Raw genomic sequence first — 13,162 nt, forward strand, 5'->3', positions numbered from 1 at the left:
GAAAGTGGTCAGGAACTCAACTGCCGCTATTGGTTGGAGAAGACGGTGCCAGGGAGAAGGGGGCACTGTAGGGGGATTGCCAGTCAGTTTCCGGATCTGGCGCGGTCGAGTGGGGTGCGCCACCGCTATTTTGACGTTCAATCGCCAGGGCATTCCACGGACCGTCCTCGGGGGGCTGATCGGCATAGTGCCAGTTGCCATCACTGTCCTGCCACTTAAAGACAATATCCGGGCCTTCAACAGGTATCGGAGACGGTACCAGTCCCTCAAAAGCAGGAATTTCCGTGCGGCTCTCTTCTTCGGGGGTGCCCTCGACTGCCTCCGGGCTGGGCTCATTGAGCCCGAAAAACATGAGTACGAGCAGCACGCCGAGTGCCGGAAATGCGAGACGGATCAGCCACTTCATCATCATTCTCCTTGTGCTCCAGCGGAGAACGCCATCAAGCCGTGGGTCAGGGCGTCCAGCAATTGTCCGGTTTTCGCGTCCATAACCGTCTCCGGTGCTGCCGCTTGAAGGTTGATGCGGGCCAGTTGTTCAAATCCGTACATGCCGGCGCTCTCTTGTTGGGTGTTGGCAAGGCTTTGATAAGTCAAAGCGAGCTCAATCCGTTCTGCTTCCAGCTCGTTTGCGGCGATGCTGGCGCGTAAGCGATCTGTCACCGGGTTATGCCGGGGCAAAAATTGCCGCGCCGAGCGCAACGGCTCGGTTACATGGGTGCGCCACTCTGTTACCGTATCGCTCTCATGGCCACTGTATTTCTGGCCCGTAATGGTAAGCCAGCAGGCGCCCAGAATCTGTGTCACGTTCCAACCTTTGCCTTGTAAGGCCAGGCAGGTCGATTCAATGCCCGGATATTTCCAGAATACCAAGGCAAAACGCCAGAGCGGGGTATCCGGTTCCATTTCTGGTGGAGGAAGCTGCTTCCGGTTGTCCTGCATTTTGGCCCTGCATCTTCCTTGTAAAGCGTACCCTGATAAAATGACACCATGCTAACGATAACCGATCTCAGTTTACAACGGGGCGGTGTCTGGTTGCTAGACACCGTCAGCCTCACTATTCAGCCGGGTCAACGGGTTGCCATCGTAGGCGCCAATGGCGCCGGCAAGTCCAGTCTGTTCCAGCTGTTGCTGGGGCAGCTCTCCCCCGAGCAGGGTAGTGTGTCACTCCCTGGTGGGTGTCGCATTGCCCATATGGCCCAGGAAGTTGAGGCATCCAGGCGAAGCGCCCGTGATTTTGTGCTGGATGGTGACCACGACCTGCGCCGGATGGAGCGGGAGCTCGCCGAGGCGGAACAACGTGGAGATGACCATGCCCAGGCCCGCATCCACGGCGAGCTTGACGTGCATGAAGCCTGGTCCGCACCGCGCCGCGCCGAGGCCCTGCTGCGGGGGCTGGGGTTTTCCGATGCCGATACCGAACGGCCCGTATCGGCGTTTTCCGGTGGCTGGCGAATCCGTCTGAACCTGGCGCAGGCGCTTATGAGGCCATCCGACCTGTTGCTGCTGGACGAGCCCACCAACCACCTGGACCTGGATGCCTGTCTATGGCTTGAGAACTGGCTGCGCCGGTACAGCGGAACCTTGCTGTTTATCTCTCACGACCGGGATTTCATGGACCGGGTGGCCACTCATGTGGTTCATTTTGACCGCCGTAAACTGGACCTGTATACGGGTAATTACTCAGCGTTTGAAGGTCAGCGAAGTGAGCGGCTTGCTCAGCAGCAGGCCGGCTTTGAACGTCAACAGGCACGGATTGCCGAGATTCAGCGTTTTATCGACCGCTTCAAGGCCAAGGCCACCAAGGCCCGTCAGGCCCAGAGTCGGGTCAAGGCCCTGGAGCGCATGGAGAAAATTGCGCCGGCGCACATAGATTCACCGTTCAGTTTCGAGTTTCCGGTGGCGGACAAGGTGTCCAATCCGTTGCTGTCGATTCGTCACGGTGCTGCCGGGTATGGCGATACGGTGATTCTCAAGGGTATTAACCTGTCACTGTTATCCGGGAGCCGGATCGGTCTGCTTGGCCCCAACGGCGCCGGCAAATCAACCCTGATGGATGCACTGCGGGGACAGGCCACTCTCTTGGCGGGTGAGCGTACCAGTGGTGAGAACCTGTCTGTCGGGTATTTCGCCCAGCATCAGCTGGAATCCCTTGATCTGGACGCCAGCCCATTCCTGCATCTGCAGCGGTTGTCACCGAAAGCCTCCGAGCAGAGTATTCGCAACTTTCTCGGCGGTTTTGATTTCCATGGGGACGAAGCACTGAGTGCCATTCGCTCCTTCTCCGGGGGCGAAAAGGCCCGTGTTGCCCTGGCGGTCATTGCGTGGCAGAAGCCGAACCTATTGCTGTTGGATGAGCCCACCAACCACCTGGATCTGGAAATGCGCCAGGCCCTGACCATGGCGCTACAGAATTTTGCTGGTGCCATTGTGGTGGTCTCCCACGATCGTCACCTGCTGCGAAACACCGTGGATGAATTCTGGCTGGTTAATGATGGCCGGGTGACGGAATACGATGGCGATCTGGAAGACTACGAGCGCTGGCTGGCGGACCGTCGCAAGGACGAATCCGAGCCACCCCGACGGGAACAGCAAGAGAGCGGGGCCCCGGCACAATTGTCCGGGGTGGGGTCAGTTGGTGAGAGCGTGGCCGGAGTGGCCGGTGAGAGTGCCGAGGACCGCAAGGCGCGGAAGCGAGCCGAGGCCGCGATACGGCAGAAACTGAGCCCGTACCGCAAGCAGCAATCCAGGCTGGAACAGGAAATGGAGCAACTTCAGCAGAATCTCACAACCCTGGAGGAGGAGCTGTCAGTCCCGGACCTGTATCAGGATGGGGGCAAGCAGAAGCTGAAGGAGTTGCTGGGGCAGCAGGCACAGCTCAAGGGGCGCCTGGAAGATGTGGAAGCCCAATGGCTGGAAATCAGTGAAGCCGTGGAGAACCTGGAAGCGGAATTGGTGGCCTAAGGAGAGGATACCAGTTCCAGCTTGAACCCCTGCCTGGACAGGTAGTCCCGCTCGTTCTCCAGATCGGCCAGCGTGAGTGGGCGTTCATTGAACCAGTCATCCGGAAACTCGATCGTTAACCGATTCTCACCAGCCTGGAGCTGAAAAGCCGGAGGGGCTTCCATATTCCTCGGATGCTGGAGTAACACCCCAAGGCGTACAAGCACACACAGATAACGCAGTCGCGGAATGTCCTCGGGGTCGAGTCCCTCGAAAATGGTGGCGGAGAACTTACGGCGATGGCCCCTGACCAGTGTGGCCAGTTCCCGCTGGAATTGCTGGCTGAACCCGGGCAGATCGGAGTAGCGCAACAGGTAGGCACCGTGCTTGTGGTACTGGCTGTGGGATATGGTCAGGCCGATCTCATGCAGGCGACAGGCCCATCGCAGTACTTCCTCGTCCGGGGCGCTGCGGAGCGCCCAGGTATCCGCCACCTGGTCCCAGGCCGCGATGGTGGTGTCCTCCACGGCACGGCCATGGGCCTGGTCCACGTGGTAGCGTTCCTGCAATGCGGCAATGGTTCGCTCGCGGACATCTTCATGTTGGATGCGCCCGACAATGTCGTAGAGCAGCCCCTCCCGGAGGGCGCCTTCGGCAAAGGTCATTTCCTCGATCTTCAGCGACTGGAATGCCCCCATCAGAATCGCAAAGCCGGCCGGGAAGATACTCTGCCGGTCGCTGCGCACACCCAGGTCCGCCAGCTTCTCGACCTTCCCCATGCCGACCAGGCGTTGACGCAGTTCGTTCATGGCTTCCAGGGTAATGGTGCCATTGGTGATCTTCAGGGTTGCCAGCACGCTGGCAATGGCCTTGATCGAACCGGAGGAGCCAACGGAACTCTGCCAGCCCACATTGCGAAAATGCTGGCGAATGTTCAGCAGTTCCTGCTCCGCATGGGTGATGGCCTTGTCCATCTGGCGCCGGGTAATCTTGCCGTCTGCGAAGTAACGATTGCGGAACGAGACGCACCCCATGTGCAGGCTTTCCAGTTCCTGGGGTTCAAACCGCTCGCCAATAATAAACTCGGTGCTGCCGCCGCCAATATCGATCACCAGCCGCCGGCCCTCGTCGTCAGACAGGGTGTGGGACACGCCAAGATAAATCAGACGCGCCTCTTCACGTCCGGCAATGATTTCCACCGGGTAGCCCAGAACCTCTTCCGCGCGGGTCATGAATTGATGGGCATTACGGGCAACCCGGAGGGCATTGGTGCCGACAATCTGCACCGCCTCGGGCGGCATCCCCCGAAGACGCTGGGCAAACCGGCCCAGGCAGGCCAGGGCGCGTTGCTGGGCTTCCTCGGTCAAGCGGTTCTGGTCATCGAGGCCGGCGCCGAGCTGAACCTTCTCGCCCATTTTTTCCAGGGTACGTATTTCCCCGTGGACCAGCCGGGCGACCACCATGTGGAAACTGTTGGAGCCCATGTCGATCGCCGCGAGCAACTCGGGCGACGTGGTGTTGGATTCGGCAGAGGGAGTGGCCGTCACGTGTGAAGAATTCCTCTAGGCGTTACCGGTGCCGGTACTATAAGCGAATTCCGGCGGACCTGTCAGTAAGGGACGCCATCGGATTTTTGTCATCGTCAGTATAGCGGGAAACCGAGAGACGGGCGGAACCGCTTCACAGACAGCTGATCAATCGCGTAAAGTATGGCGTATTGAGATGAGGGTGAACGGCTGCTTTTTGAACAGAACGCAGCCTTCAGCAACGTTCAACAGCACCGATCGCCGCGGCATGGGCCGTAGAATACCAGGTGGTAGCCATCTGGTATCGAGAGTGAGAAGTGCCTGAATCAGGAAATGGTAATGAGCGGAAATATCGTAAACGTAACTGACGCATCTTTTGAGCAGGACGTCCTGCAGTCTGACGTACCCGTACTGGTGGACTACTGGGCAGAGTGGTGCGGCCCCTGCAAGATGATCGCCCCGGTACTGGAAGAGATCGCCGATGAATACGACGGCAAGCTGAAAATCTGCAAGCTGAACATCGACGAAAACGAACAGACTCCGCCCAAGTTCAACATCCGCGGCATTCCCACCCTGATGCTGTTCAAGAACGGCAACGTGGACGCCACCAAAGTGGGTGCACTGTCCAAGTCCCAACTGGCGGCCTTCCTGGACAGCAACCTCTGATTGCTGACCGGACGCCCGAAGCCGCCCCTGAACCCACGTTCACGGGCGGTTTTTTATGGCCATGACAAAACACAGTGATCGCAAACACATCGCCGGCCTGCTGCTGGCCGGAGGCGAAGGCCGCCGCCTCGGAGGCCGCGACAAAGGCATGGTCCCCTGGAACGGCCGCCCCATGGCCGCCTGGGTGTACGACGCCCTCAAATCCGTCACCACCCCCGTCCTGATCAGCGCCAACCGTTCCCTGGAAGACTACCGACAGCTGGCACCAGGGCAGGTCTTCGAAGACCCCGACACCCTCCGTGGACAAGGCCCCCTGGTAGGCCTGCTAACCGGCCTGAAACAAGCCGAAGCCCTCGGCGCCGATGCGGTACTGGTCTGCCCCTGCGACACCCCGGAAATAACGCCTGAGGTACTGTCTCATCTGGTGGATGCTTGGCGGGAAATCCCGGAAAACCCCGTCATCGCCGAGTGCGGGGGCAGGGCGCATCCGCTACACGGTGTCTTTCCGGTGTCGTTGGCACCGTTTCTGGGAAGGCAGTTACAGGAAGGCAATCGCCGGGTGATGGTTTTCGCGGAGGCGGCTGGAGCGATAAAAGTAAATTGCGAAGATGCAGCTCAGGCGTTCAATAACAGGAACCGCCCGGAAGACTTAACGGATATCTGAGGGAATGTCGTAGACAACTGAAAACTAGGCCATCAAGTCGGAACGGCTTCCCGAAAATGTGCGGAGCCATGGATGGCGGAGCCCAAGCGTACACGGACGTATTCAAAGCGTTTTTCGGGAAGCCGTTCCGACTTGATGGCCGACCGCCATACTCCGGCAAGCATCCTGCCTGCTGACTGGTCGCCATGCTCACAGTAAAAGGCCAGCAGAAAGCCTACAACTCCCATCCCTGACTACGAGCCAAATCAGCATCTTTCTGCTCTACCCAGTGCTCCCCGGATTCCGTAATCTCCTTCTTCCAGAACGGCGCCGACGTCTTCAGAGCGTCCATAATGAACGCGCAGGCCGCAAAGGCATCGCCACGGTGGGCACTGCACACCCCCACAAACACGATCTGGTCAGAAAGCGCCAGCTCACCCACCCGGTGAACCACCCGCGCCTTGCGCACATCCCAGCGCTCGGCCGCCTGCTCAATCAGATCTTCGATGACCTGCTCCGTCATCCCCGGATAATGTTCCAGAAACAACCCTGTCACGCCCTGCAGATCGCCGCTGTCCCGCACCAGGCCGGTAAACGTCGCAATCGCGCCGGTGCCGGCGCCACTGCCCCTCAGTGTCTGGTACTCTGCAGCGACATCGAAATCTTCTTGCTGCACAGAAACGGAATAGTCCATGTCAGCCTCCCGTCACCGGCGGGAAAAACGCCACCTCATCCCCCGCCTTGAGCCGTGTTTCCGGCCTGGCCATGGCCTGGTTGACCGCAATCATCACCGGCTGATCGCCATCCAGCTGCGCCCACGGACCGCCTTTCGCTGCCAGCTCGGACAGCACCTGGCCGGCGGTGGTGTCAGGCCGTGCCGGCAGTGTGAGGCTGTCGGTCTCCAGCTCTTCCCGCAGGCGGGCAAAGAAGCGAACGATCACGGTGTTTTCGTTACCCATGGTTACCCCAGAAGTTCCGCAAAGGAATAATATGTAATTATATCACCGGGGATGATGGCTGTGTGTTCCGGTACCACCGCCAAACCGTCGGCCCAGCAGGCGGAACTCAACATCCCGGAACTCTGGTTCGGGTAAGCTGCCACCATGACTTGCTGATCATGGATCTCCTTCCGCGCCCGGACAAACTCCTTGCGAACAGAGGCTGAATCGACACTGAAAGCTGCGGGCAACTGTTCACCGTAAACACGGTAATCAGTGACGCCCTGACGCTTGCGGATGTATGGGATTCCCACCACCAGGAAGGTGACCAATACCGCCGCCGGATTGCCCGGCAAGCCCAGAACCGGCGTGCCTTCGAAGGAGCCAAAGGCCAGCGGTTTGCCCGGCTTGATTGCCATGCGCCACAGTGACAGTTCACCAGAGGATTCCAGCACCGCCCGTACGTGATCCTCTTCGCCCACGGAAACGCCGCCGCTGGTGATCACCAGATCCGCCTCACTGGCAGCACGCTTGAGGGTTGCCTGGGTCGCTTCGCGGTTGTCCCGGAGCGTTTCACACAGCACCACGTCACAGCCGGTTTCGGCCAGCAGGCCGAGCAACGTAAACCGGTTGGTGTTATAGATCTGTCCGGGCTTCAGGGCCACCCCTGGCTCAACCAGTTCATCGCCCGTGCTCAGGACAGCCACTTTCAGGCGGGGGCGCACTGGCACCCGGGCTGTGCCCATGGAGGCCAGCAGCCCCATTTCCTGGGGACGTATGCGGGTGCCCCGGGCCAGCGCCAGGTCGCCCCGGGTCAGATCCTGTCCGCGGCGGCGGATGTTCTGTCCATCGCTGACATCGGCACGGATAACAACGCCGGCATCCGACACGTCCGCCCGTTCCTGCATGACCACTGCGTTTGCGCCCTCTGGAATCTCCGAACCGGTAAAGATGCGTACGGCTGTTCCGGGCTTAATCGCTGCCGGGGCCTGCCCTGCCGGTACCCGGGCTGACACTGGCAAAGGCTGATTGGCAACGAAATCCTCTGTTCTCAGGGCGTAACCATCCACCGCGCTGTTGTCCGCCGGCGGCACATCCGCCGGTACGAGGAGATCCTCTGCCAGCACCCTGCCAAGACTGTCAGCCAGCGGTACGGTCTCCGACCCGGCCAGTGCCGTCGCCTGCGCCAGTATGTGCGAGACCGCATCTTCGACGGGTGTTAAGTGTTGACCCGCCATGGCTACCGTTGCCCCCGGTTACCAATCTTTTCATGCAGGCGATGATGGGGGCGATCCGGTTTACGCAGGGCCAGTGCCGAAAAGTTACAGGGGCCATAGCGACTGTCCAACTGCGTACTGAGAATGCCATTCCAACCGGTACGGCACGCGCCGGTCGATCCGGGCAGGCAGAAAATGACCGTATGGTTGGCGAGGCCACCGAACGCACGGGACTGAATCGTGGAAGTGCCAATTTCCGCTGCGGACAGTCGGCGGAATTCCTCGCCAAAGCCGTCAATGGTTTTATCCAGTAGTGGAGCGACGGCTTCCGGAGTGCTGTCGCGCTCATGGAACCCTGTTCCGCCGGTAATGATAATCGCGTGAATGTCCGGATCGGCGATCCACCCCGACATCAACGCACGAACCAGATACACGTCGTCCGGGAGAATGCGGCGTGCGATCAGGTGGTGACCAGCCTCAACAACGTTGTCCTCAAGGAACTGGCCGGATGTGTCCTCATCGGCTCCACGGGTGTCGGATACCGTCAGGATGGCGATGTTCAGGGGCTTGAGTTCGCTGCTTTTCTCGCTGCTCATGGTGTCACTCCGCAGATTAAATCACTGATTGGGGTCAGTATCCCCATAGCGGAGGATGAATGGAAGAGGAGTATTCCATCAGAGGGAGGAGGGCGATTGAGGTGGTATTTTCCACTCTGCGCATGGCAATTGGTGTAAATTTGCGCAGCATCACTTGACATTCACGGGTCAGGTGGCCGATTATCCGTGTTGCCCGGCGAACGGTTGTTCTTCCTGTCTCTGGCTTCAGTACTTTTCCGGCTTTCATCTTTACCGGTTGCTCCATCTGGCCAGCACCAAGTTCAACTAGCACCCGACCAACTCGTTCAGGGGCATTCCTGTCATTCCAATATTCGTTTACTTCCATTCCGAAAATCTAACAACCTATGAACCTTACTGAACTCAAGCAGAAGTCCGTGCCCGAATTGCTCGATATTGCGCAAGAGATGGGCCTTGATAACCTGGCTCGTTCGCGCAAACAGGATGTCATCTTCACGATCCTGAAGAAGCATGCCAAAAGCGGCGAAGACATCTATGGTGATGGCGTACTGGAAATTCTGCAGGATGGTTTCGGCTTCCTCCGTTCCGCCGATGCCTCATACCTTGCCGGACCCGACGATATCTACGTATCGCCAAGCCAGATTCGCCGTTTCAACCTGCGAACCGGTGACACCGTGGCCGGCAAGATACGCCCGCCGAAAGACGGCGAGCGTTACTTTGCCCTGCTGAAAGTTAACGAGATTAACTTCGACAAGCCGGACAATGCCCGAAACAAGATTCTGTTCGAGAACCTCACGCCGCTGTTTCCGGACGAGCGTCTTATGCTCGAAGCCGGCAACGGCAGCACCGAGGATCTCTCCTCCCGGGTTCTGGATCTGGTGGCGCCCATCGGCAAGGGGCAGCGTGGCCTGATCGTCTCCCCGCCCAAGGCTGGTAAAACGCTGTTGATGCAGAGCATTGCCCAGTCCATCACCCGCAACAACCCGGAGTGCCATGTCATGGTGCTGCTCATCGACGAGCGCCCGGAAGAAGTGACGGAGATGCAGCGCACCGTTCGTGGTGAGGTCATCGCCTCCACCTTTGACGAGCCGCCAGCTCGTCACGTCCAGGTGGCGGAAATGGTGATCGAAAAGGCCAAGCGCCTGGTCGAGCACAAGAAAGACGTGGTGATCCTGCTGGATTCCATCACCCGTCTGGCCCGCGCCTACAACACCGTGATTCCCTCCTCGGGCAAGGTGCTGACCGGTGGTGTGGACGCCCATGCCCTTGAGAAGCCCAAGCGTTTCTTCGGTGCGGCCCGTAACGTGGAAGAAGGCGGCAGTCTGACCATCCTTGCCACGGCGCTGGTGAACACCGGTTCCAAGATGGACGAGGTCATCTACGAGGAGTTCAAGGGCACCGGTAACATGGAGGTGCACCTGGACCGCAAAATTGCCGAGAAGCGTACCTATCCGGCGATCAACATCCGCAGCTCCGGCACCCGTCGTGAGGATCTGCTGATGTCCGAGGCCGATATCCAGCGCGTCTGGATCCTGCGCAAGCTGCTGCACTCCATGGATGACGACACCGCCGCCATCGAGTTCCTGCTGGACAAGCTGAAAGACACCAAGACCAACGACGAATTCTTCCAGTCCATGAAACGTCGTTGATCGGAGTCATAAAGCGCACCGGATCGTGGGGGGCGGGCGTTGTCGGGGGCTTCCTCCGGAGACACGCCGTAAACCCATCCCTGGGGGCTCGGTCTTGCCATCCCTGGCAAGACACGGTCTCCGGAGGAAGCCCCCGACAACACCGACCAGGCGCCCTGCGCGCTCCAAGGTCCAGTGCAGTTAACTCTTAGGTTTGAAGAACGGGGTATGGGGCAATGCTCCAAAACAGTCAGGGAAGCCACGGTTCCCGTTTTGGAGCATTGCCCCATACACCGTTCCACCCCCAAAACCAACAGACACCAACCACATGCCCCAACAGCCAAAGGTCCACAAACGGTCAACCTCCGTAGTAACCCGGACAGCAAACGGAGCACCCAATGAAATATAACGACCTGCGAGATTTTATCGGTCAGCTGGAAAAGCTGGGCGAGCTCAAGCGTATTTCCGTCGAAGTTGACCCCCATCTGGAAATGACCGAAATCTGCGACCGCACCCTGCGGGCGGGTGGTCCTGCGTTGTTGTTCGAAAATCCGAAAGGTTACGACATGCCAGTGCTGGCCAACCTGTTTGGTACGCCGAAACGGGTGGCGTTGGGTATGGGGCAGGACAACGTCACTGCGCTTCGGGAGATTGGCAAGCTGCTGGCCTTTCTGAAGGAGCCGGATCCCCCCAAGGGCTTCAAGGACGCCATCGAAAAACTGCCGCTGTTCCGGCAGGTCATGCGTATGAGTCCGAAGGTGTTGCGTTCCGCGCCTTGTCAGGACGTGGTGATTGAAAAAGATCAGGTGGACCTGTACCAGATTCCGGTTCAGCACTGCTGGCCCGGCGATGCCGGTCCGCTGGTGACCTGGCCGCTGGTGATCACCCGTGGCCCCCATAAGGAACGCCAGAATCTGGGGATCTACCGTCAGCAGGTGATTGGTCGTAATCGGCTGATTATGCGTTGGCTCAGTCATCGCGGCGGTGCGCTGGATTTTCAGGAGTTCCAGAAAGCCAACCCGGGCAAACCCTATCCGGTGGCGGTTGCCCTGGGCGCCGATCCGGCCACTATCCTGGGTGCTGTGACTCCGGTGCCGGATACCCTGTCCGAGTACGCCTTTGCAGGTCTGTTGCGGGGCGGGCGTACGGAACTGGTCCAGTGTGGTCTCAGCGACCTGCAGGTGCCGGCGAGTGCGGAGATTGTGCTGGAAGGGTTTATCTATCCGGACGACATCGCCCCGGAAGGGCCGTTTGGGGACCACACCGGTTACTACAACGAAGTGGACCGGTTCCCGGTGTTCACCGTGGAGCGGATTACCCATCGCAAGGACCCGATTTATCACAGCACCTACACCGGCCGTCCGCCCGATGAGCCGGCGATTCTCGGAGTGGCGCTGAACGAAGTCTTTATCCCGATTCTGCAGAAGCAGTTTCCGGAGATTGTGGACTTCTATCTGCCCCCGGAAGGTTGCTCCTACCGCCTTGCAGTGGTGACCATGAAGAAACAGTACCCAGGCCATGCCAAACGGGTGATGATGGGGGTATGGTCTTTTTTGCGGCAGTTCATGTACACCAAGTTCGTGATTGTCACGGATGACGATGTGAACGCCCGGGACTGGAAAGACGTGATCTGGGCGATGACCACCCGGATGGACCCGGCCCGTGACACCACGATGGTAGAGAGTACGCCGATTGATTATCTGGACTTTGCCTCGCCGGTATCTGGTCTTGGCTCGAAGATGGGGATGGACGCCACCAACAAATGGCCCGGTGAGACCGATCGGGAGTGGGGTACTCCGATCACTATGACCGACGAGGTCAAACAGCGGGTGGATGAGCTCTGGGATAGCCTGGGGATTGAAACTTCGCCGGATCGCCCCGAGTGATAGGAACAGCAACGTGTATCGGGTTGTCCTGAAACCGTCCGGATTGACTTGCACCGTCGACCCGGAAACCGACTTGCTCGATGCCGCAGCCGATGCGGGCATAGCCGTGCCCGCCGCCTGCCGCAATGGGGTGTGCGAAATCTGCGAAGCGCGACTACTGGCCGGCAACGCATTGAACACCCGCAACCAACAGACGATCATGGTCAACGAGCCTTTGATGATGTGCCGAACCCTCGCGCTCGGGGACCTGGAACTGGAGATAACCGCCGTTATGGCAGCAGGAACCAATCAGCCTCGCAAGTATCAGGCAAAAGTGGTGGACGTCCGCTCCATCAGCCACGACGTATACCGGGTCGAGCTTCAACTGCCCCGTCGGCGTGATCTGTCGTTTCATGCCGGTCAGTATCTGTCGGTCAATCTGCCGGATGCCGATCCCTGCTACTTCTCCATCGCCAGCAGTCCATCCGAGGCGAACATTGAGCTGCATATCCAGGCCTCGCCGGACTGGATCTCGGCGCAGAAGGTGATCGAAGCGCTGACCTCGGGGAATGATGTCACCGTTGAGCTTCCCCACGGCAAGGCCTGTCTGGCCGCAGCACCGGAAAGACCGCTGCTGCTGGTGGCGGCCGGCACCGGCTTTGCCCAGATGAAAAGCCTGGTGGATTACCTGAGGACGACCAGCTACCAGCAGCCGGTCAAACTCTACTGGGGCGTGCGCCGCCATGAAGACATGTACCTGCGCTCCCTGGCCCAGCAATGGGAGCAGGACTGGCCGCCGTTTACGTTCCTGCCCGTGGTTGGTGATGACGAGGACAACGACTGGGCTGGCCACCACGACCAGTTGGTGCGGGCGGTGCTGGCGTCAGGCATGGACTGGAAGAACGTGGAAGTGCATGCCAGCGGATCGCCGACCATGGTGTATACGCTGATGGATGCCCTGATTGAGGCAGGCTTGCCGGAGGCGGCGTTTTTCTCCGACGTTCTGGAGTACGCGCCGAGGGGCTGATCTTTGGTTTGTCGGATTAGCAAAGCGTAATCCGACAAAGGCGATATCACTAATGTCAAACTGGTCTCGGGGTGGGGTGCCTTTTCTGGCGGGACAAAGGTGTCTGAGCGCAGCGAGTTCTTTTCCCATAAGAAACG

Annotated in this window: 14 protein-coding genes; 6 read left to right on the forward strand and 8 right to left on the reverse strand. The window is 59.3% G+C overall.

Features of this window, described 5'->3' with window-relative positions:
• Nucleotides 1-16: 16 nt before the first annotated feature.
• Both EHN06_RS03175 and EHN06_RS03180 read right to left on the reverse strand, forming a co-directional pair.
• Nucleotides 17-412, reverse strand: a complete 396-nt coding sequence (locus EHN06_RS03175; protein ID WP_127330128.1) for a DUF4124 domain-containing protein — start codon at nt 410-412, stop codon at nt 17-19.
• Entirely contained in the window at nt 409-939 is a 531-nt protein-coding gene (locus tag EHN06_RS03180) for a DUF2390 domain-containing protein (protein WP_127330130.1), read from the reverse strand. Before EHN06_RS03180 ends, EHN06_RS03175 begins: the two co-directional genes overlap by 4 nt.
• A 48-nt stretch (nt 940-987) precedes the next feature.
• Here EHN06_RS03180 and EHN06_RS03185 point away from each other — a divergent pair, with 48 nt between their 5' ends.
• The gene (locus EHN06_RS03185; RefSeq protein ID WP_127330132.1) at nt 988-2,961 is read left to right on the forward strand and encodes an ATP-binding cassette domain-containing protein; all 1,974 of its coding nucleotides are present in this window, start codon (nt 988-990) and stop codon (nt 2,959-2,961) included.
• Here the strand turns inward: EHN06_RS03185 and ppx are convergent.
• Nucleotides 2,958-4,487 carry an exopolyphosphatase gene (gene ppx / locus EHN06_RS03190; RefSeq protein ID WP_127330134.1) on the reverse strand — a complete coding sequence of 510 codons (1,530 nt, stop codon included), beginning with the start codon at nt 4,485-4,487 and terminating at the stop codon, nt 2,958-2,960. The two genes, EHN06_RS03185 and ppx, sit on opposite strands and share 4 nt — an antisense overlap.
• 318 nt (nt 4,488-4,805) lie before the next feature.
• Here ppx and trxA point away from each other — a divergent pair, with 318 nt between their 5' ends.
• Nucleotides 4,806-5,132 carry a thioredoxin TrxA gene (gene trxA / locus EHN06_RS03195; protein WP_012139190.1) on the forward strand — a complete coding sequence of 109 codons (327 nt, stop codon included), beginning with the start codon at nt 4,806-4,808 and terminating at the stop codon, nt 5,130-5,132.
• A 55-nt stretch (nt 5,133-5,187) separates the two neighbouring features.
• Nucleotides 5,188-5,796 (forward strand): molybdenum cofactor guanylyltransferase MobA, encoded by a 609-nt coding sequence (mobA, locus tag EHN06_RS03200; protein WP_323053017.1) that lies wholly within the window; start codon nt 5,188-5,190, stop codon nt 5,794-5,796.
• A 214-nt stretch (nt 5,797-6,010) separates the two neighbouring features.
• Here the strand turns inward: mobA and EHN06_RS03205 are convergent, their stop codons facing one another.
• Genes EHN06_RS03205 through EHN06_RS03225 form a run of 5 tightly spaced genes read right to left on the reverse strand, consistent with a single transcriptional unit; the run spans nt 6,011 to nt 8,872 of the window.
• Nucleotides 6,011-6,469, reverse strand: a complete 459-nt coding sequence (locus EHN06_RS03205; RefSeq protein WP_127330136.1) for a molybdenum cofactor biosynthesis protein MoaE — start codon at nt 6,467-6,469, stop codon at nt 6,011-6,013.
• A gap of 1 nt (nt 6,470) precedes the next feature.
• Nucleotides 6,471-6,734, reverse strand: coding sequence for a molybdopterin converting factor subunit 1 (gene moaD / locus EHN06_RS03210; protein WP_127330138.1), 264 nt, complete (start codon nt 6,732-6,734; stop codon nt 6,471-6,473).
• A gap of 2 nt (nt 6,735-6,736) precedes the next feature.
• On the reverse strand, nt 6,737-7,951 hold the full coding sequence (gene glp / locus EHN06_RS03215; protein WP_127330140.1) for a gephyrin-like molybdotransferase Glp: 1,215 nt from the start codon (nt 7,949-7,951) through the stop codon (nt 6,737-6,739).
• Between the two features lie 2 nt (nt 7,952-7,953).
• On the reverse strand, nt 7,954-8,526 hold the full coding sequence (gene moaB, locus EHN06_RS03220; protein WP_127330142.1) for a molybdenum cofactor biosynthesis protein B: 573 nt from the start codon (nt 8,524-8,526) through the stop codon (nt 7,954-7,956).
• A 34-nt stretch (nt 8,527-8,560) separates the two neighbouring features.
• Entirely contained in the window at nt 8,561-8,872 is a 312-nt protein-coding gene (locus EHN06_RS03225; RefSeq protein ID WP_127330144.1) for a hypothetical protein, read from the reverse strand.
• Between the two features lie 19 nt (nt 8,873-8,891).
• Between EHN06_RS03225 and rho the strand changes: the two genes are divergently transcribed.
• The 3 genes from rho to EHN06_RS03240 all read left to right on the forward strand — a co-directional run bounded on the left by rho (nt 8,892) and on the right by EHN06_RS03240 (nt 13,025).
• Complete coding sequence (rho, locus tag EHN06_RS03230; protein ID WP_127330146.1) at nt 8,892-10,154, forward strand: transcription termination factor Rho; 1,263 nt, start codon at nt 8,892-8,894, stop codon at nt 10,152-10,154.
• 377 nt (nt 10,155-10,531) lie between these two features.
• Entirely contained in the window at nt 10,532-12,019 is a 1,488-nt protein-coding gene (gene ubiD / locus EHN06_RS03235) for a 4-hydroxy-3-polyprenylbenzoate decarboxylase (RefSeq protein WP_127330148.1), read from the forward strand.
• A complete protein-coding gene (locus EHN06_RS03240) occupies nt 11,991-13,025 on the forward strand; it encodes a 2Fe-2S iron-sulfur cluster-binding protein (protein ID WP_416332538.1) in 1,035 nt (344 codons plus the stop codon). The genes ubiD and EHN06_RS03240 overlap by 29 nt, the downstream gene beginning before the upstream one ends.
• Nucleotides 13,026-13,162: the final 137 nt, after the last annotated feature.

Source organism: Marinobacter sp. NP-4(2019) (genome assembly GCF_003994855.1).
In the GTDB taxonomy this organism is placed as follows: domain Bacteria; phylum Pseudomonadota; class Gammaproteobacteria; order Pseudomonadales; family Oleiphilaceae; genus Marinobacter.

What these genes read in the sequence shown, in the direction of transcription:
- EHN06_RS03175 (WP_127330128.1), bottom strand. Translation starts at nt 412, where the DNA reads ATGATGATGAAGTGGCTGATCCGTCTCGCATTTCCGGCACTCGGCGTG.
- EHN06_RS03180 (WP_127330130.1), bottom strand. Translation starts at nt 939, where the DNA reads ATGCAGGACAACCGGAAGCAGCTTCCTCCACCAGAAATGGAACCGGAT.
- EHN06_RS03185 (WP_127330132.1), top strand. Translation starts at nt 988, where the DNA reads ATGCTAACGATAACCGATCTCAGTTTACAACGGGGCGGTGTCTGGTTG.
- trxA (WP_012139190.1), top strand. Translation starts at nt 4,806, where the DNA reads ATGAGCGGAAATATCGTAAACGTAACTGACGCATCTTTTGAGCAGGAC.
- mobA (WP_323053017.1), top strand. Translation starts at nt 5,188, where the DNA reads ATGGCCATGACAAAACACAGTGATCGCAAACACATCGCCGGCCTGCTG.
- EHN06_RS03205 (WP_127330136.1), bottom strand. Translation starts at nt 6,469, where the DNA reads ATGGACTATTCCGTTTCTGTGCAGCAAGAAGATTTCGATGTCGCTGCA.
- moaD (WP_127330138.1), bottom strand. Translation starts at nt 6,734, where the DNA reads ATGGGTAACGAAAACACCGTGATCGTTCGCTTCTTTGCCCGCCTGCGG.
- glp (WP_127330140.1), bottom strand. Translation starts at nt 7,951, where the DNA reads ATGGCGGGTCAACACTTAACACCCGTCGAAGATGCGGTCTCGCACATA.
- moaB (WP_127330142.1), bottom strand. Translation starts at nt 8,526, where the DNA reads ATGAGCAGCGAGAAAAGCAGCGAACTCAAGCCCCTGAACATCGCCATC.
- EHN06_RS03225 (WP_127330144.1), bottom strand. Translation starts at nt 8,872, where the DNA reads ATGGAAGTAAACGAATATTGGAATGACAGGAATGCCCCTGAACGAGTT.
- rho (WP_127330146.1), top strand. Translation starts at nt 8,892, where the DNA reads ATGAACCTTACTGAACTCAAGCAGAAGTCCGTGCCCGAATTGCTCGAT.
- ubiD (WP_127330148.1), top strand. Translation starts at nt 10,532, where the DNA reads ATGAAATATAACGACCTGCGAGATTTTATCGGTCAGCTGGAAAAGCTG.